General features: G+C 58.6%; 31 protein-coding genes and 1 tRNA gene. 8 read left to right on the forward strand and 24 right to left on the reverse strand.

Annotated elements, in window-relative coordinates:
• Positions 1-2 precede the first annotated feature (2 nt).
• The 12 genes from rlmN to trmJ all read right to left on the reverse strand — a co-directional run bounded on the left by rlmN (position 3) and on the right by trmJ (position 9,153).
• Positions 3-1,151, reverse strand: coding sequence for a dual-specificity RNA methyltransferase RlmN (gene rlmN, locus BLL38_RS23330; RefSeq protein WP_057437941.1), 1,149 nt, complete (start codon positions 1,149-1,151; stop codon positions 3-5).
• 29 nt (positions 1,152-1,180) lie between these two features.
• The gene (gene ndk / locus BLL38_RS23335) at positions 1,181-1,606 is read right to left on the reverse strand and encodes a nucleoside-diphosphate kinase (protein WP_017846179.1); all 426 of its coding nucleotides are present in this window, start codon (positions 1,604-1,606) and stop codon (positions 1,181-1,183) included.
• 90 nt (positions 1,607-1,696) lie between these two features.
• Positions 1,697-1,897 carry a Fe-S cluster assembly protein IscX gene (gene iscX / locus BLL38_RS23340; protein WP_076964502.1) on the reverse strand — a complete coding sequence of 67 codons (201 nt, stop codon included), beginning with the start codon at positions 1,895-1,897 and terminating at the stop codon, positions 1,697-1,699.
• 14 nt (positions 1,898-1,911) lie between these two features.
• Positions 1,912-2,253: an ISC system 2Fe-2S type ferredoxin gene (gene fdx, locus BLL38_RS23345; protein WP_076964503.1), complete on the reverse strand. Its 342-nt coding sequence runs from the start codon at positions 2,251-2,253 to the stop codon at positions 1,912-1,914.
• Between the two features lie 3 nt (positions 2,254-2,256).
• Positions 2,257-4,119 (reverse strand): Fe-S protein assembly chaperone HscA, encoded by a 1,863-nt coding sequence (hscA, locus tag BLL38_RS23350; protein WP_076964504.1) that lies wholly within the window; start codon positions 4,117-4,119, stop codon positions 2,257-2,259.
• 51 nt (positions 4,120-4,170) lie between these two features.
• Positions 4,171-4,692 (reverse strand): co-chaperone HscB, encoded by a 522-nt coding sequence (hscB, locus tag BLL38_RS23355; protein ID WP_076964505.1) that lies wholly within the window; start codon positions 4,690-4,692, stop codon positions 4,171-4,173.
• 8 nt (positions 4,693-4,700) lie between these two features.
• Positions 4,701-5,024 carry an iron-sulfur cluster assembly protein IscA gene (iscA, locus tag BLL38_RS23360; protein WP_010565230.1) on the reverse strand — a complete coding sequence of 108 codons (324 nt, stop codon included), beginning with the start codon at positions 5,022-5,024 and terminating at the stop codon, positions 4,701-4,703.
• A 28-nt stretch (positions 5,025-5,052) separates the two neighbouring features.
• A complete protein-coding gene (gene iscU, locus BLL38_RS23365; RefSeq protein ID WP_034100437.1) occupies positions 5,053-5,439 on the reverse strand; it encodes a Fe-S cluster assembly scaffold IscU in 387 nt (128 codons plus the stop codon).
• Between the two features lie 99 nt (positions 5,440-5,538).
• Positions 5,539-6,753, reverse strand: coding sequence for an IscS subfamily cysteine desulfurase (locus BLL38_RS23370; protein ID WP_076964506.1), 1,215 nt, complete (start codon positions 6,751-6,753; stop codon positions 5,539-5,541).
• 50 nt (positions 6,754-6,803) lie between these two features.
• Positions 6,804-7,295, reverse strand: a complete 492-nt coding sequence (gene iscR, locus BLL38_RS23375; protein ID WP_076964507.1) for a Fe-S cluster assembly transcriptional regulator IscR — start codon at positions 7,293-7,295, stop codon at positions 6,804-6,806.
• Positions 7,296-7,594: 299 nt separating this feature from the next.
• Positions 7,595-8,380: a serine O-acetyltransferase gene (cysE, locus tag BLL38_RS23380; protein WP_076964508.1), complete on the reverse strand. Its 786-nt coding sequence runs from the start codon at positions 8,378-8,380 to the stop codon at positions 7,595-7,597.
• Between the two features lie 2 nt (positions 8,381-8,382).
• Positions 8,383-9,153, reverse strand: coding sequence for a tRNA (cytosine(32)/uridine(32)-2'-O)-methyltransferase TrmJ (gene trmJ / locus BLL38_RS23385; protein WP_076964509.1), 771 nt, complete (start codon positions 9,151-9,153; stop codon positions 8,383-8,385).
• Positions 9,154-9,298: 145 nt separating this feature from the next.
• Here trmJ and suhB point away from each other — a divergent pair, with 145 nt between their 5' ends.
• Entirely contained in the window at positions 9,299-10,114 is an 816-nt protein-coding gene (gene suhB, locus BLL38_RS23390; RefSeq protein ID WP_003175971.1) for a type III secretion system regulator SuhB, read from the forward strand.
• A gap of 138 nt (positions 10,115-10,252) precedes the next feature.
• Positions 10,253-11,458 carry an ISL3 family transposase gene (locus tag BLL38_RS23395; protein ID WP_076964510.1) on the forward strand — a complete coding sequence of 402 codons (1,206 nt, stop codon included), beginning with the start codon at positions 10,253-10,255 and terminating at the stop codon, positions 11,456-11,458.
• 175 nt (positions 11,459-11,633) lie between these two features.
• On the opposite strand, the gene BLL38_RS23400 is transcribed toward BLL38_RS23395, so the two are convergent.
• From BLL38_RS23400 to queA, 6 genes are all read right to left on the reverse strand, one after another.
• Complete coding sequence (locus BLL38_RS23400; RefSeq protein WP_029298576.1) at positions 11,634-12,176, reverse strand: glycine zipper 2TM domain-containing protein; 543 nt, start codon at positions 12,174-12,176, stop codon at positions 11,634-11,636.
• 123 nt (positions 12,177-12,299) lie between these two features.
• Entirely contained in the window at positions 12,300-13,214 is a 915-nt protein-coding gene (secF, locus tag BLL38_RS23405) for a protein translocase subunit SecF (protein WP_076964511.1), read from the reverse strand.
• Between the two features lie 9 nt (positions 13,215-13,223).
• On the reverse strand, positions 13,224-15,095 hold the full coding sequence (secD, locus tag BLL38_RS23410; protein ID WP_076964512.1) for a protein translocase subunit SecD: 1,872 nt from the start codon (positions 15,093-15,095) through the stop codon (positions 13,224-13,226).
• Positions 15,096-15,157: 62 nt separating this feature from the next.
• Positions 15,158-15,496 (reverse strand): preprotein translocase subunit YajC, encoded by a 339-nt coding sequence (gene yajC, locus BLL38_RS23415; protein WP_076964513.1) that lies wholly within the window; start codon positions 15,494-15,496, stop codon positions 15,158-15,160.
• Between the two features lie 43 nt (positions 15,497-15,539).
• The gene (tgt, locus tag BLL38_RS23420) at positions 15,540-16,655 is read right to left on the reverse strand and encodes a tRNA guanosine(34) transglycosylase Tgt (protein WP_032858353.1); all 1,116 of its coding nucleotides are present in this window, start codon (positions 16,653-16,655) and stop codon (positions 15,540-15,542) included.
• A gap of 5 nt (positions 16,656-16,660) precedes the next feature.
• Positions 16,661-17,710 carry a tRNA preQ1(34) S-adenosylmethionine ribosyltransferase-isomerase QueA gene (queA, locus tag BLL38_RS23425; RefSeq protein ID WP_076964514.1) on the reverse strand — a complete coding sequence of 350 codons (1,050 nt, stop codon included), beginning with the start codon at positions 17,708-17,710 and terminating at the stop codon, positions 16,661-16,663.
• 108 nt (positions 17,711-17,818) lie between these two features.
• Between queA and BLL38_RS23430 the strand changes: the two genes are divergently transcribed.
• Both BLL38_RS23430 and BLL38_RS23435 read left to right on the forward strand, forming a co-directional pair.
• Positions 17,819-17,903, forward strand: a tRNA-Leu gene (locus tag BLL38_RS23430).
• A gap of 94 nt (positions 17,904-17,997) precedes the next feature.
• Positions 17,998-18,327: a hypothetical protein gene (locus BLL38_RS23435; RefSeq protein ID WP_076964515.1), complete on the forward strand. Its 330-nt coding sequence runs from the start codon at positions 17,998-18,000 to the stop codon at positions 18,325-18,327.
• On the opposite strand, the gene BLL38_RS23440 is transcribed toward BLL38_RS23435, so the two are convergent.
• On the reverse strand, positions 18,289-18,936 hold the full coding sequence (locus BLL38_RS23440; RefSeq protein WP_076964516.1) for a LysE/ArgO family amino acid transporter: 648 nt from the start codon (positions 18,934-18,936) through the stop codon (positions 18,289-18,291). The genes BLL38_RS23435 and BLL38_RS23440 overlap by 39 nt on opposite strands.
• Before the next feature lie 348 nt (positions 18,937-19,284).
• On the opposite strand from BLL38_RS23440, the gene BLL38_RS23445 reads away from it, so the two are divergent.
• From BLL38_RS23445 to BLL38_RS23460, 4 genes are all read left to right on the forward strand, one after another.
• Positions 19,285-19,977, forward strand: coding sequence for an NBR1-Ig-like domain-containing protein (locus tag BLL38_RS23445; protein WP_076964517.1), 693 nt, complete (start codon positions 19,285-19,287; stop codon positions 19,975-19,977).
• Between the two features lie 98 nt (positions 19,978-20,075).
• On the forward strand, positions 20,076-20,447 hold the full coding sequence (locus tag BLL38_RS23450; RefSeq protein WP_076964518.1) for a PH domain-containing protein: 372 nt from the start codon (positions 20,076-20,078) through the stop codon (positions 20,445-20,447).
• Between the two features lie 171 nt (positions 20,448-20,618).
• Positions 20,619-21,098 carry a hypothetical protein gene (locus BLL38_RS23455; protein ID WP_076964519.1) on the forward strand — a complete coding sequence of 160 codons (480 nt, stop codon included), beginning with the start codon at positions 20,619-20,621 and terminating at the stop codon, positions 21,096-21,098.
• A gap of 12 nt (positions 21,099-21,110) precedes the next feature.
• On the forward strand, positions 21,111-21,353 hold the full coding sequence (locus BLL38_RS23460; RefSeq protein ID WP_076964520.1) for a hypothetical protein: 243 nt from the start codon (positions 21,111-21,113) through the stop codon (positions 21,351-21,353).
• Between the two features lie 78 nt (positions 21,354-21,431).
• Here BLL38_RS23460 and BLL38_RS23465 read toward each other — a convergent pair whose 3' ends face one another.
• The 5 genes from BLL38_RS23465 to BLL38_RS23485 all read right to left on the reverse strand — a co-directional run bounded on the left by BLL38_RS23465 (position 21,432) and on the right by BLL38_RS23485 (position 24,774).
• On the reverse strand, positions 21,432-21,677 hold the full coding sequence (locus tag BLL38_RS23465; RefSeq protein WP_076964521.1) for a DUF6429 family protein: 246 nt from the start codon (positions 21,675-21,677) through the stop codon (positions 21,432-21,434).
• 40 nt (positions 21,678-21,717) lie between these two features.
• Positions 21,718-21,945, reverse strand: coding sequence for a hypothetical protein (locus BLL38_RS31500; RefSeq protein WP_076964522.1), 228 nt, complete (start codon positions 21,943-21,945; stop codon positions 21,718-21,720).
• A complete protein-coding gene (locus BLL38_RS23475) occupies positions 21,942-22,181 on the reverse strand; it encodes a T6SS effector amidase Tae4 family protein (protein ID WP_090412788.1) in 240 nt (79 codons plus the stop codon). The genes BLL38_RS31500 and BLL38_RS23475 overlap by 4 nt, the downstream gene beginning before the upstream one ends.
• A 190-nt stretch (positions 22,182-22,371) precedes the next feature.
• Positions 22,372-23,475: a bifunctional diaminohydroxyphosphoribosylaminopyrimidine deaminase/5-amino-6-(5-phosphoribosylamino)uracil reductase RibD gene (gene ribD / locus BLL38_RS23480; protein ID WP_076964523.1), complete on the reverse strand. Its 1,104-nt coding sequence runs from the start codon at positions 23,473-23,475 to the stop codon at positions 22,372-22,374.
• Between the two features lie 6 nt (positions 23,476-23,481).
• Positions 23,482-24,774, reverse strand: a complete 1,293-nt coding sequence (locus BLL38_RS23485) for a pyridoxal phosphate-dependent aminotransferase (protein WP_076964524.1) — start codon at positions 24,772-24,774, stop codon at positions 23,482-23,484.
• Positions 24,775-24,908 lie beyond the last annotated feature (134 nt).

Raw genomic sequence — 24,908 nt, forward strand, 5'->3', positions numbered from 1 at the left:
TCTCAGGTTCGTGTCGCGGCGTTCTGCGCCAGATCGCTGTCGGCGCTCAATTCGCGCACGGCGATATAACGCTCGCTACGACGGGTGCGATCCAGCACCTGTCCTACCAATTGGCCACAAGCGGCGTCGATGTCTTCACCACGGGTGGTGCGGACCGTGACATTGAAACCTGCCTGGTGCAGTTGATCCTGGAAACGACGGATGGCGTTGTTGCTCGGCCGCTCGTAGCCAGAATGGGGAAACGGGTTGAACGGAATCAGGTTGATCTTGCACGGGGTATTCTTGAGCAACTCGATCATCTCGACTGCGTGCTCAACCTTGTCGTTGATGTCTTTGAGCAAGGTGTACTCGATGGTCAGCACGCGTTTTTCGCCCAGGGACGACATATAGCGCTGGCAAGATTCGAGGAGCATCTTAAGCGGATACTTCTTGTTGATCGGCACCAATTGGTTACGCAATGCGTCATTGGGTGCGTGCAGCGACAACGCCAGGGAGACATCGATGTGCTTGGACAGCTCGTCGATCATCGGCACCACGCCGGAGGTCGACAGGGTCACACGGCGCTTGGAGATGCCGTAGCCCAGGTCGTCCATCATCAGGTGCATGGCCGCAACCACGTTGTCGAAGTTCAGCAGCGGCTCACCCATGCCCATCATCACCACGTTGGTGATGGCACGGTCGACGGTTGCCGGGACGCTGCCAAAGGATTTGTTGGCAATCCACACCTGGCCGATGACTTCGGCGGCGGTGAGGTTGCTATTGAAGCCTTGCTTGCCGGTGGAGCAGAAACTGCAGTCCAGGGCACAGCCTGCCTGGGACGAAACGCACAAGGTGCCGCGTTTGCCCTGGGGAATGTAGACGGTCTCGACGCAACTGCCGGACGCCACGCGCACCACCCACTTACGGGTGCCGTCGCTGGAGATGTCCTCGCTGACAACCTCGGGACCACGAACCTCGGCAATCGCCTTGAGCTTGTCGCGCAGGGCCTTGCTGACGTTCGTCATGGCGTCGAAATCGTCGACGCCAAAGTGGTGAATCCACTTCATTACCTGACCGGCACGGAAACGCTTCTCCCCGATTGAGTCGAAGAATTTTTCCATTTCCTGTTGAGTCAGACCCAGCAGGTTGGTTTTTACAGTCGATGTAGTCATGGATTCACCTTCACTCTTTAAGCCAATGCTTAGCGAGTGGTTACTTCAGTAGCTGCGAAGAAGTACGAGATTTCGCGAGCAGCAGCGGCTTCGGAGTCCGAACCGTGTACAGCGTTGGCGTCGATGGAGTCAGCGAAGTCAGCACGGATGGTGCCGGCAGCTGCTTCTTTAGGGTTGGTAGCGCCCATCAGCTCACGGTTCAGAGCGATAGCGTTTTCGCCTTCCAGAACCTGTACAACAACAGGACCGGAGATCATGAAGGCAACCAGGTCGCCGAAAAAGCCACGAGCGCTGTGCTCAGCGTAGAAGCCTTCAGCTTCAGCCTTGGACAGTTGCTTGAGTTTCGAAGCTACAACCTTCAGGCCGGCTTTTTCGAAACGAGTGGTGATCTCGCCGATGACGTTTTTTGCAACAGCGTCAGGCTTGATGATGGAGAAAGTACGTTGAACAGCCATGGTGTAACTCCAGAAACGGTAATTTGCGAAAAATTAAACCCGCGAATTATACGCGGGTTCTTGGGTATTGCCTAACTGCGTAAAAAGGACTCAGTCTGCTTCTTCGATCCAGGCGGCCTGAATGGCCTCAAGCACCTTCTCGCCACCACGACTATGATCGTCATCGAATTCCGGCAACGCTACAACCCAGTTATGGAGATCGACAAAGCGCACATAGCGCGGATCCACATCTGGCTTGGTTTCAGCCAATTGGATCGCAATTTCCAACACATCAACCCATTTAAGACTCATGACACTTCCTTGAATCAGTGCGGCGCTTCGGCCGCATGGTTGAGCGAATACTTCGGAATTTCGACGGTGAGGTCTTCGGTTCCAACTTTGGCCTGACAGCTCAGGCGAGATGTGGGCTCCAGGCCCCACGCCCGATCAAGATAGTCCTCTTCCAGTTCATCGGCCTCTTTGAGACTGTTGAAACCTTCGCGGATAATGCAGTGACAGGTGGTACAGGCATTGACGCCACCACAGGCACTTTCGATCTCGATGTGGTTGTCATGGGCGACGTCGAGAAGGGACTTGCCGGTCTCAGCCTCCACGACCATACCGTCCGGGCAATGCTCGGCGTGTGGCAGAAAAATGACCCGTGGCATCAGTTATTCCTCAATTTCATTCAGGTTGCGTCCCGCCAGGGCGGCTTTTACCGTCTGGTTCATACGACGGGCGGCAAAGGCATCGGTTACGTGTGAAAGGCGCTTGGTCTGTTGTTCGATGGCATAGCCATCGGTGCCTTTCATCAATTGGGCCAGCTCCTGCATCTGCAGGTCGATGACCAGGCGTTCTTCAGCGTCCAGCAGGCGCTCGCCGTCGGCCTCAAGGGCGCCCTGCACCGCCTCAAGCAGGCGCTGGGCATCGACTTGCTGCTCACGCAATACGCGGGCGACCTTGTCGTCACTGGCATACTGGAACGAATCCTTAAGCATCTTGGCGATTTCACCGTCAGTCAGGCCGTAGGACGGCTTGACCTGAATGCTCGCCTCAACGCCCGAGCCCAGCTCGCGTGCTGCCACGCTGAGCAGGCCGTCGGCATCGACCTGGAAGGTCACGCGGATCTTCGCCGCACCCGCCACCATGGCCGGGATACCGCGCAATTCAAAGCGTGCCAGGGAGCGGCAGTCGCTGATCAGCTCACGCTCGCCCTGCAGCACATGAATCATCATGGCCGTCTGGCCATCTTTATACGTGGTGAAGTCCTGGGCGCGGGCGACGGGAATGGTGGTGTTGCGCGGAATCACCTTTTCCATCAGGCCACCCATGGTTTCCAGGCCCAGGGACAACGGAATCACGTCGAGCAGCAACAGCTCGCCGCCGTCGCGCTTGTTGCCAGCCAGGGTATCGGCCTGGATCGCAGCCCCGATGGCCACCACTTGATCTGGATCGATTTCGGTCAAGGGCTGGCGACCAAAGGCCTCGGCCACAGCTTCGCGCACCCGTGGCACACGGGTCGAACCGCCAACCATGACCACCGCACCGACATCTTCCAGCTCAATGCCGGAATCACGCACGGCGCGACGGCACGCTTTCAGGCTGCGGGCCACCATCGGCTCGATCAGGGCATCGAAGGCTTCCCGGGTCAGTTGGGCCGACCAGGAGCCGTAGGAAACTTCAACAGATGCAGCGTCAGTCAGCGCTTCCTTGGCGGCGCAGGCGGTTTGCAGCAGCTTACGCTGCGCGCCCGGGTCGAGGTCGGCAGACAAACCGGCACGGGTGATCATCCAGCCAGCAATGGCATGGTCGAAGTCATCACCGCCCAGGGCACTGTCGCCACCGGTGGCCAGCACTTCAAACACACCGCCGGTCAGGCGCAGGATCGAAATATCAAAGGTGCCGCCGCCCAGGTCGTAAATCGCAACCAGGCCTTCAGCGTGCTGGTCCAGGCCGTATGCCACGGCGGCCGCGGTCGGCTCGTTGAGCAGGCGCAACACATTGAGGCCAGCGAGTTTCGCTGCATCCTTGGTGGCTTGGCGCTGAGCATCGTCGAAATAGGCAGGAACAGTGATTACCGCGCCAACCAATTCACCGCCCAAGGTGGTTTCTGCACGCTGGCGCAGCACCTTGAGGATATCGGCCGACACCTCCACCGGGCTTTTCGGCCCCTGCACGGTATCGATGAACGGCATATGGGATTCGCCGCCGACAAAGCGGTACGGCAGCTGGTCGCCCAATTGCTTGACGTCGGACAACCCACGACCCATCAAGCGCTTGACCGACAGCACGGTATTGAGCGGATCGGCAGACGCCGCCAGGCGGGCGGACTCGCCCACTTCGGTACGATCGGCGTGATAACGCACGGCGGACGGCAGGATGACCTGGCCATCAGCATCAGGCAACGGCTCGGAGAGACCGCTGCGCAGTGCGGCGACCAGTGAATTGGTAGTACCCAAGTCGATGCCAACCGCCAGGCGACGCTGGTGCGGTTGTGGACTTTGGCCGGGTTCGGCGATCTGCAGTAGAGCCATGGTAATCAGGTCTTATCTGTCTATCAGGCGTGCAATCTGTGCAGCACTGGGTTAATCGTCGAGGCGCTCTTCTAACTGGCGCACTTCGTAAGTGAGCTTGTCGAGGAACTGCATGCGCCGCATCAGGCGTTCGGCCTGCTCGCGTTGCGCTGCATCGTCCCAACAGGCCGCGAAGCTTTCGTTGAGTTCATCCTGGGCCACTTTCAGACGCCGCTTGAAGACCGCGACGCCAGCCAGATCGGCCTCGTCCTGCAAGTCTTCGAGCTCTTCGCGCCACTGCATCTGCTGCATCAGGAAATCAGGGTCATGGACCGTGACTTCCATCGGCAACTCGCGACCGCCCATGGCGAGCAGGTAACGCGCGCGCTTGGGAGGGCTTTTGAGCGTCTGATAGGCTTCGTTGAGGCTGGCTGACTGCTCCAGCGCCAGGCGTTGCTCACGCTCGGAAGCGTCGGCAAAGCGATCTGGATGCACCCCACGCGCCAGTTCACGGTAGCGCGTGGCAAGCTGATCGAGGTCCAGGCGAAAGCTCGGCTGCAGCTCGAATAAAGCGAAATGACAAGGAGTACCCACAAATAGCCTCAGATGTTGAAGCTTTCGCCGCAGCCACATTCACCGCGTACGTTGGGGTTGTTGAACTTGAAGCCTTCGTTCAACCCTTCCTTGACGAAATCGAGCTCGGTGCCGTCCAGGTAGGTCAGGCTTTTCGGGTCGATGATCACTTTCTCGCCGTGACTTTCAAACACCTGATCTTCCGCAACCACCTCGTCGACGAACTCCAGCACATAGGCAAGGCCGGAACAGCCCGTGGTGCGCACACCCAGACGAATCCCCTCACCTTTACCGCGCCCATCCAGGGAGCGTCGCACGTGCCGCGCAGCCGCTTCTGTCATGCTGATAGCCATCGTTGACTCCTTACTCGTCGCCAAATGCTTAGATCAAGCCTTTCTTCTGCTTGTAGTCGCGAACGGCCGCCTTGATGGCGTCTTCTGCGAGTACCGAGCAGTGAATTTTCACCGGCGGCAGGGCCAGTTCTTCGGCCAACTGGGTGTTGCTGATAGTGACAGCCTCATCCAGGGTCTTGCCTTTCATCCATTCGGTCGCCAGGGAACTGGAGGCGATGGCTGAACCGCAGCCGTAGGTCTTGAACTTGGCATCTTCGATAACGCCAGCGTCGTTGACCTTGATCTGCAGGCGCATAACGTCGCCGCACGCCGGGGCGCCGACCATGCCGGTGCCCACATCAGGATCTTGCGCGTCCATCTTGCCGACGTTGCGCGGGTTTTCGTAGTGGTCGATGACCTTTTCGCTGTAAGCCATGGTACTGAATCCTCACTCATCAGGGCCGCTCTGGAACCCTGTAGAAACGCCTGCGTTTTCCGCCACGTTCCTACAGAGCTTGGGTGGCGGCTTCTATAGTTAGTGTGCCGCCCACTCGATCTTGGAAATATCGACACCGTCTTTGTACATATCCCACAGCGGCGACAGGGTGCGCAGCTTGGTGACCGCTTCGCAGACTTTCTGCGCTGCGTAGTCGACTTCTTCTTCGGTGGTGAAACGGCCGAACGTAAAGCGGATCGAGCTGTGCGCCAACTCGTCGTTGCGGCCCAGGGCGCGCAGGACGTAGGACGGCTCAAGGGAGGCCGAGGTGCAGGCCGAACCGGACGAAACCGCCAGGTCCTTGAGCGCCATGATCAGCGACTCGCCTTCGACGTAGTTGAAGCTCAAATTCAGGTTGTGCGGTACACGGGCGGTCATGCTGCCGTTGATGTACAGCTCTTCAAGGTTCTCGACCTGCTTGTAGAAACGATCGCTGAGGGCCTTGATGCGCACGTTTTCGGCAGCCATGTCTTCCTTAGCTACGCGGAAGGCTTCGCCCATGCCAACGATCTGGTGGGTCGCCAGGGTGCCCGAACGCATGCCGCGCTCGTGACCGCCGCCGTGCATGGTGGCTTCGATGCGCACGCGCGGCTTGCGGCTGACGTACAGCGCGCCAATGCCTTTGGGGCCGTAGGTCTTGTGGGCCGAGAACGACATCAGGTCGACTTTCAGCTTGGACAGGTCGATCTCGACCTTGCCGGTGGACTGGGCAGCATCGACATGCAGCAACACGCCTTTGGAGCGGGTCAGCTCGCCGATGGCGGCGATGTCGTTGATGGTGCCGATTTCGTTGTTCACGTGGATCACGGAAACCAGGATGGTGTCTTCACGCATCGCCGCTTCGATCATGGCCGGGGTGACGATACCGTCGGTGGTGGGCTCAAGGTAAGTGACCTCGAAACCTTCACGCTCCAGTTGGCGCATGGTGTCGAGGACAGCCTTGTGCTCGATCTTGGTGGTGATCAGGTGCTTGCCCTTGGTCGCGTAGAAATGCGCGGCGCCCTTGATTGCCAGGTTGTCGGACTCGGTGGCACCGGAGGTCCAGACGATTTCACGCGGGTCGGCATTGACCAGGTCGGCGACCTGGCGACGAGCATTCTCCACCGACTCCTCGGCTTTCCAGCCGAAAACGTGGGAACGGGAAGCCGGGTTGCCGAAGTTTCCGTCAACCAGCAGGCATTCGCTCATCTTTTGCGCGACACGCGGATCAACCGGGGTGGTCGCTGAGTAATCAAGGTAAATCGGCAATTTCATGGACTTTCTCCTAAATCAGGCTGGCTGGCGTGCCGTTAGCTCTTCGGCTGTCACTCGACGGCGGACGCTTCAATCTTGTCCAGACGCGGCACCTTGGTATTGCATCGGCGCTGGTCCTGACGCTGGGCTACTTCCTGCACCTCACGGCGAGTCACAAGATCAGCCAAGCTGATACCACTCAAAAACTCATGGATCTGCAGGCTCAGGTCACACCACAAGTGGTGCGTCAGGCAGGTGTCGCCGGCATGGCAATCACCCAGGCCCTGGCACTTGGTGGCATCGACGGATTCATTGACCGCGTCGATCAGCTGGGCGACCTGGATGCCCTGCATGTCACGGGACAACTGATAACCACCGCCTGGGCCACGCACACTGGAAACCAGGTTGCTGCGGCGTAATTTGGCGAACAGTTGCTCAAGGTAAGACAGGGAAATGCCTTGGCGCTCGGAGATATCGGCCAGGGACACCGGCCCGTTTTGCGCGTGCAAGGCCAGGTCGAGCATGGCGGTCACCGCATATCGGCCTTTTGTAGTCAGTCTCATGGACAAGTACCAAGGTGTTTCAGAATGGGAGCAAGTATGCGATTCCCGAGTATTTAAGTCAACTATAAGACCTAGTACTTTAGTCAGGAATACCCGTAAAAAGGGCGCGCGAATCATAGCAGGATGGGGTGGGATCGAACAGCAAGAACAGGGCCGGAGCTCAACCTCAAGACCAATGGAGGTCAAATGTGGGAGCTGGCTTGCCTGCGATGACGGCGGATCAGCAGCCCAAGGGGTGACTGGCAGACCGCTATCGCAGGCAAGCCAGCTCCCACAGGGGATTTTCTCGGCCTTAAAATCTAGCCAGCCTTGGTGGTGGCGCTTTCGTCCTTGATCTCGGCAAAGTCTTCTTCGCGCAACTCAGGCAGATCCGTCGCACAATAAGGGCTACCCAGATCCTTCAGCGCGCCACACATGCCATCCAGCTTGCCATCCACCGCCTGCAGGTGGTCGAGCAACTGGCCGATGGCGCGGGCCACCGGGTCCGGCATGTCTTCGCTGACGCCATAGGCATCAAAGCCGATTTTCTCGGCCATGGCCTTGCGCTTGGCCTCCTGCTCATCGCTGACTTGCGGCTTGACGATGATGCGTCCAGGGATACCCACTACAGTTGCACCCGGCGGCACCGCCTTGGTGACCACGGCATTGGAGCCGACCTTGGCCCCCGCACCGACGGTGAACGGCCCCAAAACCTTGGCACCGGCGCCGACTACCACGCCATCTTCAAGGGTCGGATGGCGCTTGCCCTTGTTCCAGGTGGTGCCGCCCAGCGTCACCCCCTGATAGAGGGTCACGTCATCGCCAATTTCGGCGGTTTCGCCAATCACGATGCCCATGCCGTGATCGATAAAGAAGCGACGACCGACCTTGGCCCCCGGATGAATCTCGATCCCGGTCAGCCAGCGACCAAAGTTCGACACCAGGCGCGCCAGCCATTTCCAGCCCATGCCCCACAAGGCGCCGGACAGGCGGTGAATCCAGATCGCGTGCATGCCCGGGTAGCAGGTCAGCACTTCAAAGGCGTTGCGCGCCGCCGGGTCACGGTGGAAAACGCTTTGGATATCTTCTCGCAAACGCTCGAACATTTTTAATCCTTCCGCTCAAGAAGCTCGCCACGGGCCGCTTTCTGGGTTTCCGTGAGGATGCCACGCAATATATTCATCTCTGCCCGACTGACCGAGCTGCGCCCGTAAAGCCTTCGCAGGCGCGCCATCAAGTGCCGTGGTTTTTCCGGGTCAAGGAACTCGATGGCGACCAGGGTTTGCTCCAGGTGCTCATAGAACCGCTCCAACTCATCCATCGTGGCCAACTCGCCACTTTTGGTGGACGCGACCTCGTCCTTCTCCATCTTGCTCGGCTGGCCTTGCGCTGCCAGCCAGGCCATGCGTACTTCATAGCTCAGCACCTGCACCGCCGCCCCGAGGTTCAGCGAGCTGAATTCGGGGTCGGATGGGATATGCACGTGAAAATGACAGCGCTGCAACTCGTCATTGGTCAGGCCGGAGTCTTCACGGCCAAACACCAGGGCGATTTCAGCGCCGCCGGCCGCCTCTTCGACCACTTTGGCTCCACATTCACGGGGATCGAGCAGCGGCCAGGGGATGCGCCGGTCGCGGGCGCTGGTGCCGAGCACCAGGTTGCAGCCCACCAGAGCGTCTTCCAGAGTGGCGACGACCTGGGCTTTTTCCAGGATGTCATTGGCGCCAGAGGCGCGCGCATCGGCTTCGTGGTGCGGGAACACGCGCGGTTCCACCAGCACCAGGCGCGTCAGCCCCATGTTTTTCATGGCCCGCGCCACCCCGCCGATATTGCCGGGGTGACTGGTATTAACGAGGACGACACGAATGTTTTGCAGCAAGGGAGGCGCTCGCGGACACGGGAAAGGGGAGCAAATCTTACAGAACAGCCTAAGGTTATGCCATGAAAGCGAACGCCATCCTTCACCTGAAGAAAGTTTCTGCTAGAATGCTCGGCTTTCTTTAACAACCTTAGGTGACACATCCATGCAGCCCATGCTGAATATCGCGCTGCGCGCCGCCCGCAGCGCCAGTGAATTGATCTTCCGCTCCATCGAGCGCCTGGATACCATCAAGGTCGACGAAAAAGACGCCAAGGATTATGTATCCGAGGTGGATCGCGCCGCCGAACAGAAAATCATCGACGCTCTGCGCAAGGCCTACCCTACCCACGGCATCCTCGGCGAAGAAACCGGCCTGCACAAAGGCAGCGGCGAAGGCGAAGACTACCTGTGGATCATCGACCCACTGGATGGCACCACCAACTTCCTGCGCGGCATCCCGCACTTTGCCGTGAGCATTGCCTGCAAATACCGTGGTCGCCTGGAACACGCCGTGGTCCTGGACCCGGTTCGCCAGGAAGAATTCACCGCCAGCCGTGGCCGTGGCGCCCAGCTGAACGGTCGCCGCCTGCGCGTCAGCGGCCGCACCAGCCTGGACGGCGCCCTGCTGGGCACCGGCTTCCCGTTCCGTGACGACCAGATGGATAACCTGGAAAACTACCTGGGCATGTTCCGCGCCCTGGTTGGCCAGACCGCCGGCATCCGCCGCGCCGGTGCCGCCAGCCTGGACCTGGCGTATGTGGCCGCTGGTCGTTTTGATGCGTTCTGGGAGTCGGGCCTGTCCGAGTGGGACATGGCCGCAGGCGCCCTGCTGATTCAAGAAGCCGGCGGCCTGGTGAGCGACTTCACCGGCGGTCACGACTTCCTGGAGAAGGGTCACGTGGTTGCAGGCAACACCAAATGCTTCAAGGCAGTCCTGACGGCGATCCAGCCGCACCTGCCGGCTTCGCTGAAGCGTTAAGCGAGCGAGCACAAAAAAGCACCCCGAGGGGTGCTTTTTTTAGGTTCTTCACGGAATCCCGGGAAACACAGAAACAAGAACGCCGATTTGATGAATGATGTTCGTGCGAGCAAACACATCTAAAAAACCGGCGTTCTTATGCGCGATATTAATACTTTCCTTCCTTTTTGGGAGGGCTTTTCTGTCGTTGCGATCAAACCTGACGGCGATGCCCTTCAAATCGATCTGATCCCCCAGGCCGCGCGATTTCCCACCTGTGGTGGCTGCCAAAAGCTCTGTTCAACAACTCATGAGTACTGCGATCGAGTCGTGCGTGACTTGCCGATTCTCGGTCGCGCAGTCCGCCTCAACGTGCAGCTCAGGCGTGTTAGTTGCCGTGATTGTGGCAAGCGCATGGAGGTCGTCAGTTGGCTGGATCGCTATGCCCGCATGACGCGCCGGCTGGCAGAGGCCGTTATTCAAGCCTGCGAACGCCTTCCTACACTGCATGTTGCGCAAATGTTCGGGCTGCACTGGGACACCGTTCGGTTGCTGGAGCGGCGCGCTCTGCAAGCGGCGTTGAGTGCCTTACCCAAGGCCCAGCCACGGCGCCTGATAATGGACGAGTTCGCGTTATTCAAAGGTCATCGCTACGCCAGCGTGGTGTTGGACGCTGATACTCGGCGAGTGCTTTGGATCGGCGAAGGCCGTAGCCGAGCGGCAGTCAGACCGTTTTTCGAAGAGCTGGGGCCAGAAGGGTGCGCCCGAATTGAAGCGGTAGCGATGGACATGAACACGGCTTATGACCTGGAGGTTCGCCAACACTGCCCAAAAGCACGGGTGATTTATGACCTTTTCCATGTGGTCGCCAAATATGGCCGAGAAGTGATTGATCGTGTTCGCGTTGACGAGGCGAACCGATTGCGCCATGACAAGCCCGCTCGAAAGATCATAAAGCAAGCGCGATGGTTGCTATTGCGTAACCCGGAGAACCTGAAAAAGCCGGAACAGCAGGTTCATTTACAGGATCTGCTGGCCGCTAACCAATCGTTAATGACGGTCTACTTGATGAAGGCCGAGCTCAAAATGCTCTGGGCGCCGAGCGATGCCTGGGACTGGAGATCAGCCTGGAAGCAGTGGCTGCGTCACGCTCAAGAAAGCGAAATACCCGCACTGATCCAGTTCGCAAAGCGACTAAAGGGCTACTGGCGGGGCATCGTGAGCCGGGTACGCTGGCCAATGCACACTGGTCAGTTGGAAGGAATAAACAATCGAATAAAGGTCATCAAACGAATGGCGTACGGTTACCGGGACAGCGAATTCTTTTTCATGAAGATCAAGAGCGTCTTTCCCGGCAATCCGTGAAGAACCTTTTTTTATGCCCGGGATTTGGGCATGCCTCGATTCCAGCGACAACACAAATCAACTGTGGGAGCGGGCTTGCCCGCGATAGCCGAGGGCCAGGTTAGATACATCTGACGGATCCACCGCCATCGCGGGCAAGCCCGCTCCCACATTTTGAGCTGCGCCAGGCTTGGGATTACTGTTGATTTTGGCCCAAGATCAAACGCCCTTCTTTATCCACTGGGATCTGGCTACCCGGATCACGCTCCATGCGCACCGATCCTTCCTTGCCATCCAGGTTGTAACGCACGTCATAACCAACAACCTTGTCGCTGATGTCGTTGACGGTATTACAGCGCGTCTGGGTGGTGGTGTAGGTATCACGGTTCTGCATGCCTTCCTGAACCTTGTTACCGGCATAACCACCACCGACTGCGCCGGCTACGGTGGCAATCTTCTTGCCTGTACCGCCGCCGATCTGGTTGCCGAGCAGGCCGCCTGCCAGGGCGCCGACTACCGTGCCGGCGATTTGATGCTGATCCTGCACCGGACGCTGCCGGGTCACGGTGACGTCCTTGCAGACCTCACGGGGGGTTTTGATCTGGGTCTTGACCGGCTGCACTGCCAGCACTTGCGCATACTCAGGGCCGCTTTTTACCAGGCTGTAGGTGGCGACAGCACCCCCGGCAGTCACACCGACAGCACCCAATACCGCACCAACCAGTAACGACTTGTTCACGTGAACCTCCTGACCATCACAAGCGGACTGAAACGTCCGCGCTATACCCAGCCTTGGAGCAATAAAAAAGGCGCGAGTTCAATACTCGCGCCTTCTTTGTCACAGCCGATCAACAAACACCCATCAAGGGCGGTCGTCGACCTCCTTGTCTGTCGCCACAGGCGGGATCAGATCCTCGCTGTTGAGGTTCAGCCAGATCAGCACCACGTTGGCGATATAGATCGACGAGTAGGTCCCCGCCAGAACGCCGATAAACAGCGCCAGGGAGAAGCCCCACAGGTTGTCGCCACCGAAGATCATCAGCGCGGCAATCGCCAGCAAGGTGGAGATCGAGGTCGCCATGGTGCGCAACAGGGTCTGGGTGGTGGAGATATTGATGTTCTCGATCAACGTCGCCTTGCGCAGTACCCGGAAGTTCTCGCGAACCCGGTCGAATACCACGATGGTGTCGTTGAGGGAGTAACCAATGATCGCCAGCACTGCCGCCAATACCGTCAGGTCGAAGGTAATCTGGAAGTACGACAGGATACCTACCGTCACGATCACGTCGTGGATCAGCGAGACAATCGCACCGACGCCGAACTTCCACTGAAAGCGGAATGCCAGGTAGATCATGATGCCGGCCAGCGCCATCAGCATGCCGAGGCCGCCCTGGTCGCGCAGCTCTTCGCCGACCTGCGGGCCAACGAACTCGACGCGCTTGACCGCCGCCGGGTTATCGCCACCGACCTTGAGCAAGGCCTCGGCCACCTGATGACCCAGTTGCGGGTCTTCGCCGGGCATACGCACCAGCAGGTCGGTGGTCGCACCAAAGCTCTGCACGACCGCCTCGTTATAACCGGCTGCGTTCAGTTGGGCACGCACCTTGGTGACGTCAGCCGGCTTCTCGTAGGTCAGCTCGATGAGCGTACCACCGGTGAAATCCAGACCGTAGTTCAGGCCCTTATGGAACCAGCTGAACAACGCCAGGACGGTAAGGAGCACAGTGACGCCGAACGCAATGTTGCGAACGCCCATGAAGTTGATTGTACGTAACATGGCAGCCCCTTAAATCCACAACTTCTTGAAGTCACGCCCGCCAAAGATCAGGTTGACCATTGCGCGGGTCACCATGATGGCCGTGAACATCGAGGTAAAGATACCGAGGGACATGGTCACCGCAAAACCCTTGACCGGGCCGGTGCCCATGGCAAAGAGAATCCCGCCGACCAGCAAAGTGGTCAGGTTGGAGTCGAGAATCGCAGTAAATGCCCGGCCGAAACCTTCGTTGATTGCCCGCTGTACGCTCATGCCCGCCGCGATCTCTTCACGAATCCGCGAGAAGATCAGCACGTTGGCGTCCACCGCCATCCCCATGGTAAGTACGATACCGGCGATACCCGGCAGGGTCAGTGTAGCCCCCAGCAGCGACATCAGGGCCAGCAACAGCACCATGTTCACCGCCAGCGCAACCGTGGCGATCACGCCGAAGAAGCGGTAGATGGCGATGATAAACAGCGATACGAACAGCATGCCCCACAGGGAAGCATCGATACCCTTGGTGATGTTGTCTGCACCCAGGCTCGGACCGATGGTGCGCTCCTCGGCGAAGTACATCGGCGCCGCCAGGCCACCGGCACGCAGCAGCAGCGCAAGCTCGGAAGACTCACCCTGGCCGTTCAGGCCGGTGATACGGAACTGAGCCCCCAGCGGCGACTGGATGGTCGCCAGGCTGATGATCTTCTTCTCTTCCTTGAAGGTCTGCACCGGCACGTCTTTCTCGACGCCGTTGACCATCTGCTTGACGTAGGTGGTCACCGGGCGCTGCTCGATGAAGATCACCGCCATGCTGCGACCGACGTTGCTGCGGGTGGCGCGGTTCATCAGTTCGCCGCCGTGACCATCCAGACGGATGTTCACTTCGGGAGAACCCTGTTGCGAGTCAAAACCCGCCTTGGCATCAGTTACCTGATCGCCCGTGATGATCAAGCCACGCTCGATCAACGCTGGAGGACGGTTGCCTTCACGGAACTCAAACTCCTCGGTCGTCGCACGGGAAGCCCCCGGCTCGGCGGCCAGGCGGAACTCAAGGTTGGCGGTCTTGCCCAGGATGCGCTTGGCTTCAGCGGTGTCCTGCACGCCTGGCAGCTCAACCACGATGCGGTTGGCGCCCTGGCGCTGGACCAGCGGCTCGGCCACACCCAGCTCGTTGACGCGGTTACGTACCGTGGTCAAGTTCTGCTTGATGGAGTATTCACGGATTTCCGCCAGCTTGGCCGGGGTCATCGCCAGACGCAGCACCGGCTGACCATTGAGGTCGGCGGGCACAATGTCGAAATCGGTAAAGCTCTTGCGAACCAGGGCGCGGGCCTGTTCACGGGTGGCTTCGTCAGCAAAGCCCAGCTGGATGGCACCGTTGAGCTGCGGCAGGCTGCGATAACGCAGGCGCTCTTTGCGCAACAGGCTCTTCACATCGCCTTCGTAGACTTTCATACGTGCGTCGAGGGCTTTGTCCATGTCCACTTCCAGCAGGAAGTGCACACCACCGGACAAGTCCAGGCCCAGCTTCATCGGGTGCGCGCCGAGGCTGCGCAGCCATTGCGGGGTGGTTTGTGCCAGGTTCAGTGCGACCACATAGTCATCACCCAACACCTTGCGCACAACATCCTTGGCTGGCAACTGGTCTTCTTGCTTGGCCAGGCGCAACAGGCCGCCCTTGCCGTTGGCCGTCAGGCTGGAAGCCTTGACCGTCAAACCGGCTTCGGTGAGCGCCTTGCTCGCACGCTCCAGATCGGCATCGGTCACTTGCAACGACGTGCTAGCGCCGCTGATCTGGATCGCCGGGTCATCTGGATAAAGATTGGGAGCGGAATAAATAAAGCCGATCGCCAGCACCGCCAGGATCAGTACGTATTTCCACAGAGGGTATTTGTTCAGCATCACGCCGCCCGCTTATGACGCGGGGCGCCTTGCGCGCCCCGTCGATTGGTAAAAGTTGTTACTCAGATCGCTTTGAGCGTGCCTTTTGGCAGCGTGGCGGCGATGGCGCCCTTCTGGAACTTCATTTCAACGGTGTCGGAGACTTCCAGTACCACGAAAGCATCGGAAACCTTGGTGATCTTGCCAGCGATACCGCCGGTGGTGACCACTTCGTCGCCTTTTTGCAGGCTGCCCAGCAGGTTTTTCTGCTCTTTGGCGCGCTTGGCCTGTGGGCGCCAGATCATCAGGTAGAAGATGACCAGGAAGCCGACCAGGAAAATCCACTCGAAACCACCGCCCATAGGACCGGCAGCGGCCGGTGCAGCGGCGTCAGCCATAGCGTTAGAGATAAAAAAGGTCATTTAGCACTCCAGTTGCAAATAGTGAATCTTAGGGTCGGGAAACTCAGTCCAAGGGCGGCACGGGCAGCCCGCGCTTGGCATAGAAGGCATCGACAAAGGCGGCCAATGTACCCTGTTGAATAGCCTCGCGCAAACCAGCCATCAGGACTTGGTAGTGACGCAAATTGTGGATGGTATTCAACATGCTACCCAGCATTTCCCCGCATTTGTCCAGATGGTGCAGATAAGCACGGGAGAAGTTCTGGCAGGTGTAGCAATCACAGGTGGGATCCAGCGGCGAATCATCATGGCGATGGAACGCGTTACGGATCTTCAGCACGCCTGTATCAATGAACAGATGCCCATTGCGGGCATTACGGGTTGGCATCACGCAATCGAACATGTCCACACCGCGGCGCACACCCTCTACGAGATCTTCTGGTTTGCCAACGCCCATAAGGTAACGAGGTTTGTCAGAAGGCATCAACCCCGGCAAGTAGTCCAGCACCTTGATCATCTCGTGCTTGGGCTCGCCCACCGACAACCCGCCAATGGCCAGGCCATCGAAGCCGATCTTGTCCAGGCCTTCCAGCGAGCGCTTGCGCAGGCTTTCATGCATACCGCCCTGGACAATACCGAACAGTGCCGCGGTGTTGTCGCCATGGGCATTCTTCGAGCGCTGGGCCCAGCGCAACGACAGCTCCATGGAGATCCGCGCCACGTCTTCATCGGCCGGGTACGGCGTGCACTCGTCAAAAATCATCACGATATCGGAGCCCAGGTCACGCTGGACCTGCATTGACTCTTCCGGGCCCATGAACACCTTGGAACCGTCCACCGGCGAGGCGAAGGTCACGCCCTCCTCCTTGATCTTGCGCATGGCACCCAGGCTGAACACCTGGAAACCACCAGAGTCGGTGAGGATCGGGCCTTGCCACTTCATGAAGTCATGCAGGTCGCCATGCTTCTTGATCACTTCGGTGCCCGGGCGCAGCCACAGGTGGAAGGTGTTGCCGAGGATGATCTCGGCGCCGGTGGCCACAATGTCGCGCGGCAGCATGCCCTTGACCGTGCCGTAGGTGCCGACCGGCATGAACGCCGGGGTCTCCACGGTGCCGCGGGGGAAGGTCAGGCGCCCGCGCCGGGCTTTGCCGTCAGTGGCCAATAATTCAAACGACATACGACTCATAGTTGTTCCTCTGGGCCGCGCGGCGCCGGATTACGGGTGATAAACATCGCATCACCGTAGCTGAAAAAACGGTATTCCTGCTCGATGGCGGCTTTATAGGCGGCCATGGCTTCGGGATACCCTGCGAAGGCCGACACCAGCATCAACAGCGTGGACTCCGGCAAATGAAAATTGGTCACCAGGGCATCGACCACATGAAACGGTCGGCCCGGGTAGATAAAGATATCGGTGTCGCCACTGAACGGCTTGAGTACGCCATCACGCGCGGCACTCTCCAGGGAACGCACGCTGGTGGTGCCCACCGCGACCACCCGCCCACCGCGCGCCTTGCACGCGTTGACTGCATCCACCACGGCCTGGCTGACTTCCAGCCATTCGCTGTGCATATGGTGATCTTCAAGGTTCTCCACACGCACCGGCTGAAACGTCCCGGCCCCCACGTGCAGGGTCACATAGGCGGTTTCGACCCCCTTGGCGGCAATCGAGTCCAGCAGCGGCTGGTCGAAATGCAGCCCGGCCGTCGGCGCGGCTACGGCGCCGAGGCGCTCGGAGTACACCGTCTGGTAGCGCTCGCGGTCCGAGTCTTCGTCGGGGCGGTCTATATAAGGAGGCAACGGCATATGGCCGACACGCTCCAGCAGCGGCAACACGTCTTCGGCAAACTTGAGCTCGAACAACGCATCATGGCGCGCCACCATCTCGGCTTCGCCACCGCCATCGATCAGGATCTGCGAACCCGGCTTGGGCGACTTGCTGGAGCGCACATGGGCCAGCACGCGATGGGTGTCCAGCACCCGCTCCACGAGGATTTCCAGCTTGCCGCCGGACGCTTTCTGGCCAAACAGCCGCGCCGGAATCACCCGGGTATTGTTGAAGACCATCAAGTCGCCCGGGCGTAAATGCTCAAGCAAATCAGTGAATTGACGGTGTGCAAGGGCACCGCTGACCCCGTCCAGGGTCAACAGTCGGCTGGCGCGACGCTCGGCCAAAGGGTGGCGGGCGATCAGCGAATCCGGGAGTTCAAAAGTAAAGTCAGCAACGCGCATGATGGGGTTCGTCTAGCAGGGCCGGGAAGTCTAGCGGAAATAGTGAAAATAGACCATGAAACGTGATTGACCAACGGTAATCACCTCTCTATACTTCGCCGCCATTGAGCCCTGATGGCGGAATTGGTAGACGCGGCGGATTCAAAATCCGTTTTCGAAAGGAGTGGGAGTTCGAGTCTCCCTCGGGGCACCATCTTAAAAAAAGACCTTGAAATTCAAGGTCTTTTTTTTCGCCTGCAGAAAAGTGATCATCGCCCACCGCACCCGACAGTCGAGGAACCAGGACCATGGAATTGACACTCGAAGCCGTTGCTCTGTTCGCCCTCAAGCTGGTGCATGAGACCGAAGACGGCAGCCCGATTCTGCGCGACGATCTGGTCATGGATGGGTATGAGCGGGAGGTGTTTGGGCTGTTGGTGCGCCAGGAAAATCTGACGGCTATTCAACTCAAGCTCAATGAGTGCATTGACCAGGCACTGAACGCCGTGGGTGGTGCCGAGACCGTGCTGGGCCGTGAGCTGCAAAAACTGTCCGCGGACGTGCAAAACGTCACTGACCTCAACGCCCTGCAAGTACCGCTAACCACCCTCAAGGACTACTTGAAAGACATCCAGTGAGTCGGTAACCAGCATCACAGCCAGATACACCATCAGTATCGCCACGCCTGCATCCAGGCAACGCCAGACCACCGACGACCGAAACAACTCCGTCAACCGTTGACAGCCTAGCGCCAACGCTACAAACCACAGTAACGAAGCCGTCATCGCCCCTGTCGCAAACAGCATTTGCTGACCAACGGGCTTGGCGGCACCGATAGAGCCGATTAGCACCACAGTGTCTAGCCAGGCGTAAGGGTTGGCAAACCCGAGAACCATCGCACTGCGCAGCAACCCCCGTTGTGAGCTACCGCCCCGGGTATCCGGCATCGACTGATTGCGCACGCACGCCATCAAACGCTGCCCGCCAAACCACAACAGATACCCCGCGCCCGACAGCAACAGGAGAGCCACCACACTCGGCTGGCTGCCGAGCAAAGAGCCTAATCCCGTGATGCCGAGGGCGATAAGGATAACGTCGGATACCACACAGACCGCGACCACACTCCAGACTGGGCCACGGCTGACACCTTGGCGTATGACCAAGGTGTCTTTCGGGCCGGGGGCGGCGAACAGTCCGATGCCCAAGAGCAAGCCTTCTAGATAGAGGGCACTGAAGTAAGGAGACATGAAGTGTTCAATCCCGCCGTAATATCAAAGCAGCTGAATAGGTTGATTACCGAAGCTGGTGTGGCGTGCATTTACGGTGCGGTTCAAGTTGATTGCCTGACGACGACAAAATCCCGTTAGCACCTGGTCGGGGCAAGGGTTGACGAAATAAATACGAGCTTCTGACAACATGCGAGAAACTACGACACTGGATATGGGTGACCATCGGGATAACCTATCCATGCCCTTCACAACATCGCCAGCAGGTTGCCAGTCTGCATTGCGCGAAACACGTAGCGGCGAGCAGGTTGTCCTTTTTGGCGGACAAGATAGCGATCGCCACCAAGGATTGGAGATCAATAACTGAAGATGAATATAAAAACACGCGACACACTCCGAGCATTAATCGTGAGGCGTAGCCGGGAGCTGGGTAAGCCCATGACGACTCTGGCCAAGGAGTCCGGCATCTCCAGAACTTATCTCTATGGCCTCGCAGGGGGTGTCTCTCAAGACCCTTCGGTACGCACACTGATCAAGCTGGCCAAGGCGCTGCAGGTATCACCGCTATTGCTGTTCCGCTACTTCGCCGACCTCACGGGAGCTCCTGCCGATAGCTACTCAACGGCCAGCACCAATCGAGCGATTGGCCTTAATGACCCATGCGATATCGCCGTGTTCAACGCAGATGTCACTACACCTGATCAAACCGTCGTGCTGCCTGGGGAGGTCTTTCAAAAAACCTGGGAAATCCAGAACCTGGGCACCCGGCCCTGGCGCGGGCGCCGACTGGTACGGGTAGACGGCGAATACGTCATCGCCCGGCGCAGCGAAACGGGTACGCCCTTGGAGGTGGTGATGAACACACACCTGCGTTGCCTCAGCAACGAAATCCCCATCGCCGAAACACTGCCCGGCCAACCGGTGCACCTCAGCGTAGAGTTCGCCGCCCCGAGGGAGACCTGCACTGTCACTTCAATCTGGCGAATCGAGGATGCACAAGGCCACCCCTGCTATGAACCCGCCTTCATCCTGCATGTGATCGTCAACGTTATGGCACGCTGAACATGTAACCACCCCGACCGTCCAACCACTGTAGGAACGAGCTTGCTCGATAAAAGTCGCCAACGATAACGCACCCTCCCCACCACAAGGACCACCCAATGATCGACTTCAACAACAAAGGCTTCTTCAAGCTCAAGCAAAACAATGAATACGCCGAACGCGTTGCCTCCCTGCTGCTCGATGACGAACACGTGGTCGATGCCTACAAAGCCATGCGCGACGGGGTGGTATTCACCAACAAGCGCATCATCGCCGTGAACGTGCAAGGCATCACCGGCAGCAAGAAAGACTTCACCTCCCTGCCCTACAAAAACATCGTTGCGTACTCGGTGGAAACTTCCGGCACGTTCGACCTGGATTCGGAGCTGGAGATCTACTTTTCGTCGCTGGGCAAAGTGAAGTTCGAGTTCACGGGCAAGACCTCGATGGTGGAAATCTCCAGGCTGATTTCCAAGCACCTGCTGGGTTGATCGGCCGGTAAAAACCAAGGTCGTTTTACCGCAGGCGGTGCTGACTCAACGGGTGTACGCCATCAAATGTGGGAGCTGGCTTGCCTGCGATTTGCCAGGCAGGTGAAATGATTTGAATCCAGCGCGCGCCTTCTAGACAATCCCCACCTTTGGCTCGAAAGGATGCGTGCAATGAAGTTTGAAGGGACTTTCCAATACATGGGCAATCACGGGATCGTGTTCAACGTCTCGCAGATCACCCTCACCGACAGCGAACGCGGACGCCTGGGCGAGCTGCATTTTGGTGAAGCGAAAAGCGCCCACTATGAGGTCAACCGCAAGGTCGTCGAGGTGTACGACAAGATGCTGGCCAAGAACCTGCCGTGCCTGATGATGATCGGTATCTCCAAGCCGCTGACCCGGCAACAGGGCGATGTTCTCAATGCCCAACGCACCAAGATCGCTAACCTCGCGGCCTCGGCCTTCGCTGGCGCCACCTCTTATGTCGCCTCCCCTTACGTGGGTGCCCCTATCGGCGCCGGTGTGCGCATGTATGTGAATGAAACCCTGCCCACCTATCATGCAGGCGACGTACTGGTCAGCATCGAGGCGCAGGTGAATGGCGGCATCGGCCCGCAACGTAGCGCCTCGACCCTGATCATCAAGACCTGACGGGAGAAACACATGTCTGACATTACCCAACTGGTCATTGCCCTGGTGCTGTTCTTTCTGCTCGATCGGTTTCTTAAGTCGTACCCGCTTCGCAAATGGCTAGGGATGCTGCTGGTAACGATTGGGGCGGTCGGCTGCGTGGCTGCGAGCCACATCCGTTTATTTGGGTTTGACCTGGGGCTGCTGTCGATCTTTGCCGTTGCACTGGGGGTGGGGTTGTTCCTCAAGCGGCGGCGGTTCGAGCAGATGGGGTGAAGGTGGCAGAATTTCCCCGGGCCCCTTGAGCTGCCCGCCTACACCTGCCTCCCCACCCAGCGCGCCCGTCATATGAAGTCAGCTCTCCGGGTTGGATCCGCTCCCCCCAAACAACCGGCCGGCCAGCTGCCGACCTCGCTCCAGTCCCTCTTCCGTCAACCATACCGATTTGTTCCGGTTCACCGGGTCACTGATGAAGCCCTGTTCATGCAATCGGTTCATGATCTCGAAATCGAAACCTTTCCAGGTATTGCCTTTGTCTGAACTGAAGGCCGCCAACAGGGCGAGCACGGCGTCTTCAATCAGTTTTTCGTCGTAGTTCATGATTGCTCCTCCGTTAAGACTCAACAGGTATGGTGCCCCTCTACCCCCTAAGCAAACGCCGACGGTACCAAACAACTCCAGCTAACACTGAAACTACCACCACCACCCCATTCCCCACCAACCAAATCCCAAAATTCCGACTCTGATCCGCATCACTCTCGTAAAACGGCCCAAAGTAAGCCGAAGCCGCCACAACCACCCCGTTAAACACCGCAACTGCCACGGCGACCACCAAAACTACAAATACCACGCCCTTAACCACCCTCATAAAACCTTCCAAAACCAAATCTCCCTGGACTCGTGATAATCCGAGAATGTTCCCTCAATCGAAAAACCCAGTTGAATACGCGGGTAGCTCAGCCAATCCGTCAACCGCCGCCCATTCCACAGATCAATGTGGTCACCACTGCGATTGCCAAACGTCTCGTTGCCTCGACGCCAAAAGTCTTTGAAGAAAATGATGCCTCGCTGCCCGCCCAACGTATCCTCGAAGCCTTCGGGCACAACCTATCTCCGCATATTTTTTACGCAAAAGTAGCAAACGCCGTGCTATCAAAGATGGGGCTACATGAAAACAGGAAAGCTCCTACTCGTACGCAAATTTCAGGAGCAGACAAACGACGCTCCACCAGCAAGCAGTACTTCCCGCATCAAATCTGGACTACAGACCATGGCGGTAACGACCCAAGCCCTTTCACGCAGCCCCCACTGGCCGTGCAATCACACACAGATCATCCCCCAAAGGTTTGACGCTGGTGAACTCAAGCTTCACCGCGTCCCCCAGATGGTCGATCGGCCAGTCCAGCGCCGGCTTGGCCGTGGAGCCCAGAAACTTGGCCGCGATATGGAATATGTATTCATCCACCAGGTTCAAGCGCGCAAACGCCGCCACCAGCCGCGAACCGGCTTCGATCAGCACCTCATTTGCGCCACGGCTTGCCAAGGTCTTGAGCAATGCTTCAAGCGGCACCTGCCCGTCGACCGCATCAAACATCAGTAACTCCTGGCCCTCGCCCGGATCAGTCAGTGAGATCGAGGTGGTTGCCACCAACGCCGGGCCGGCGCTAAAAAAGGCGGCGTCATGGGGCACTCGCCTTTGGCTGTCGATCAGCACGCGCAGGGGTGGGCGTTCCATGGCCAGGCAGGCCTGGGACTCTTCCAGTTGCAACTCGGCCTTGCGCACCGTCAGTCGCGCCTGGTCCCGCAGGGCCGTGTCGGCGCCGGTGATAACGGCACTCGACTGCGCCCGTAGGCGCTGGGTTTCTGCCCGCGCCACCGGCCCTGTGATCCACTGGCTTTCACCGCTGTGCATGGCGGTTCGGCCATCCAGGCTGATGCCCATTTTCACCCGCACCAGCGGCAGGCCGGTGACCATGCGTTTGATAAACCCTCGATTGAGCTGCCGGGCCTGTTGCTCCAGCAGGCCGAATGCGACGCTGATGCCAGCAGCACGCAGGCGCCTGACACCCTGGCCTGCAACCTGCGGGTTAGGGTCGACCATGGCGATCACCACCTGTTTCACCCCGGCGTTGATCAGGGCATCGGCACAGGGCGGCGTGGAGCCGAAGTGGCAGCAAGGCTCCAGCGTCACATAGGCCGTCGCCCCGGCAGCAGCGGCGCCCGCCTGGCGCAACGCATGCACTTCAGCATGGGCGTGCCCGGCCCTGACATGCCAGCCCTCGCCGACAATGCGCCCCTGATTGACAATCACGCAGCCGACCCGTGGATTGGGGCTGGTGGAATACAGGCCCAGTTGCGCCAGTTCAATTGCCCTTTGCATGCAATCAATCGGGTTCATGGGTCCTCACTCGCTGAGCGCTGCATCTTGGCTGAGGGGCAGGCGGGACAGGCCGACACAGGGGCCAAGGGACGGCGTGTAGTCGTCCAAAAGCAATACGTGTTTCAACGCGTCCACCAGCCTGTCGTTCTGCTCGCGATTCCTGGAGGAGATGCGCAGGTATCGGTCGGCGTCATCCATCACTTTGCCGCTGCATTCCTTGATGAAAATACTGAAGTCATCAACCAGTAATGCCGCCAGTTCCGGGGCCGATGGGTAGCCCGGCTTCAACCGGCACAACACAAAATTGCTGGCGGTAGCGAACACCTCGAGGGCCTCGATTTCACGCAGCTGCGCAACCAGCCCATCCGTCTCGCGCCGCACCTGGGCGCAACTGGCGGCATACTCTTTACGATATTGCGGCAGGTTGAGCATGAACTCCTCGGCAAAACCATTGATGTTCCAGATCGGCAGCTCCTTGCGTAGCGCGTTCAGCCAGTCCTGGTCCGCACTCGCCGCGTAACCCAGCCGTAGGCCGCCAATACCGAAGGTTTTGCTCATGCTTCGCAGCACAATGACTCTTGGCCAAGCCAGAAGGTCATGGAGCAACGATTGATCCCGTGCATCGCCGGCAAAATCGAGAAATGACTCGTCCACAATCAGATAAGGCGCCTGATCCTGGGTACGTCTGTAGAGTTCCAGGATCGTGTCCCTGGAAATCAGCCCGCCTGTGGGATTATTCGGCGTCACCAGCACAATCGCCTCCGGCTGCCGCTGTTCGATAACGCGCAGCGTCTGCTCGATATCCAGCGCAAACTGATTGTGTGCTGTCAGCCTGATCGTCGTGACACGCTCCACGGGGAAGGCATTGGCGAACTCGTTGAACGACGGCTCGAACACCAGCACATTGCCGGAAAAAATCCTGGGCAACAGGCGAATGATTTCCGAGACGCCATTGGCAATCACCAGGTTGTCGGCAGGCACCCCGAGGAAGTCCGACAAAAGCGGCAGACTTGCACCTGACGAGGCCGGATAGTTGAGGGCAATATCAGCAAAGCGATCAACCATCAGCTTCTTCAGGCCCGCAGGCGGAAAGTGCAAGTTATAGATCAGGGCGTGGTCGGTCACCGGAAAACGCCAATAGCCCCCATGCTGGCTGGAAAGCAGCGCATGCTTGTGCTCGGAAAACTGATAGGACGCGATACGCAGGTCATACAAGTTATCTATTTCAATCCAGGTGCCTGGATCTACTTCAATGGCCCTGAACCCCACGCCTTGCGCACATGCGGTTTTAAAGGTCACTTCGTAGTAATCATTCACTCGACCATTTTTGGCTCTTCGCATTTAAGGGTGTAGAAAAAATCTGACCGGCTGGAAAAGGAGTCGAGGATCTTAGAAAATGTAAGCTCTCACACCAACAAAAACTAAGCCCCCGACGTGAACAATCTTACCTT

This window comes from Pseudomonas gessardii, from assembly GCF_001983165.1.
Classification (GTDB): domain Bacteria; phylum Pseudomonadota; class Gammaproteobacteria; order Pseudomonadales; family Pseudomonadaceae; genus Aquipseudomonas; species Aquipseudomonas gessardii.

Excerpts from the sequence above, each read along its gene's own strand:
- rlmN (WP_057437941.1), bottom strand. The coding sequence starts at position 1,151 with ATGACTACATCGACTGTAAAAACCAACCTGCTGGGTCTGACTCAACAG.
- ndk (WP_017846179.1), bottom strand. The coding sequence starts at position 1,606 with ATGGCTGTTCAACGTACTTTCTCCATCATCAAGCCTGACGCTGTTGCA.
- iscX (WP_076964502.1), bottom strand. The coding sequence starts at position 1,897 with ATGAGTCTTAAATGGGTTGATGTGTTGGAAATTGCGATCCAATTGGCT.
- fdx (WP_076964503.1), bottom strand. The coding sequence starts at position 2,253 with ATGCCACGGGTCATTTTTCTGCCACACGCCGAGCATTGCCCGGACGGT.
- hscA (WP_076964504.1), bottom strand. The coding sequence starts at position 4,119 with ATGGCTCTACTGCAGATCGCCGAACCCGGCCAAAGTCCACAACCGCAC.
- iscA (WP_010565230.1), bottom strand. The coding sequence starts at position 5,024 with ATGGCTATCAGCATGACAGAAGCGGCTGCGCGGCACGTGCGACGCTCC.
- iscU (WP_034100437.1), bottom strand. The coding sequence starts at position 5,439 with ATGGCTTACAGCGAAAAGGTCATCGACCACTACGAAAACCCGCGCAAC.
- BLL38_RS23370 (WP_076964506.1), bottom strand. The coding sequence starts at position 6,753 with ATGAAATTGCCGATTTACCTTGATTACTCAGCGACCACCCCGGTTGAT.
- iscR (WP_076964507.1), bottom strand. The coding sequence starts at position 7,295 with ATGAGACTGACTACAAAAGGCCGATATGCGGTGACCGCCATGCTCGAC.
- cysE (WP_076964508.1), bottom strand. The coding sequence starts at position 8,380 with ATGTTCGAGCGTTTGCGAGAAGATATCCAAAGCGTTTTCCACCGTGAC.
- suhB (WP_003175971.1), top strand. The coding sequence starts at position 9,299 with ATGCAGCCCATGCTGAATATCGCGCTGCGCGCCGCCCGCAGCGCCAGT.
- BLL38_RS23395 (WP_076964510.1), top strand. The coding sequence starts at position 10,253 with ATGCGCGATATTAATACTTTCCTTCCTTTTTGGGAGGGCTTTTCTGTC.
- secF (WP_076964511.1), bottom strand. The coding sequence starts at position 13,214 with ATGTTACGTACAATCAACTTCATGGGCGTTCGCAACATTGCGTTCGGC.
- secD (WP_076964512.1), bottom strand. The coding sequence starts at position 15,095 with ATGCTGAACAAATACCCTCTGTGGAAATACGTACTGATCCTGGCGGTG.
- yajC (WP_076964513.1), bottom strand. The coding sequence starts at position 15,496 with ATGACCTTTTTTATCTCTAACGCTATGGCTGACGCCGCTGCACCGGCC.
- tgt (WP_032858353.1), bottom strand. The coding sequence starts at position 16,655 with ATGTCGTTTGAATTATTGGCCACTGACGGCAAAGCCCGGCGCGGGCGC.
- queA (WP_076964514.1), bottom strand. The coding sequence starts at position 17,710 with ATGCGCGTTGCTGACTTTACTTTTGAACTCCCGGATTCGCTGATCGCC.
- BLL38_RS23435 (WP_076964515.1), top strand. The coding sequence starts at position 17,998 with ATGGAATTGACACTCGAAGCCGTTGCTCTGTTCGCCCTCAAGCTGGTG.
- BLL38_RS23440 (WP_076964516.1), bottom strand. The coding sequence starts at position 18,936 with ATGTCTCCTTACTTCAGTGCCCTCTATCTAGAAGGCTTGCTCTTGGGC.
- BLL38_RS23445 (WP_076964517.1), top strand. The coding sequence starts at position 19,285 with ATGAATATAAAAACACGCGACACACTCCGAGCATTAATCGTGAGGCGT.
- BLL38_RS23450 (WP_076964518.1), top strand. The coding sequence starts at position 20,076 with ATGATCGACTTCAACAACAAAGGCTTCTTCAAGCTCAAGCAAAACAAT.
- BLL38_RS23455 (WP_076964519.1), top strand. The coding sequence starts at position 20,619 with ATGAAGTTTGAAGGGACTTTCCAATACATGGGCAATCACGGGATCGTG.
- BLL38_RS23460 (WP_076964520.1), top strand. The coding sequence starts at position 21,111 with ATGTCTGACATTACCCAACTGGTCATTGCCCTGGTGCTGTTCTTTCTG.
- BLL38_RS23465 (WP_076964521.1), bottom strand. The coding sequence starts at position 21,677 with ATGAACTACGACGAAAAACTGATTGAAGACGCCGTGCTCGCCCTGTTG.
- BLL38_RS31500 (WP_076964522.1), bottom strand. The coding sequence starts at position 21,945 with ATGAGGGTGGTTAAGGGCGTGGTATTTGTAGTTTTGGTGGTCGCCGTG.
- ribD (WP_076964523.1), bottom strand. The coding sequence starts at position 23,475 with ATGAACCCGATTGATTGCATGCAAAGGGCAATTGAACTGGCGCAACTG.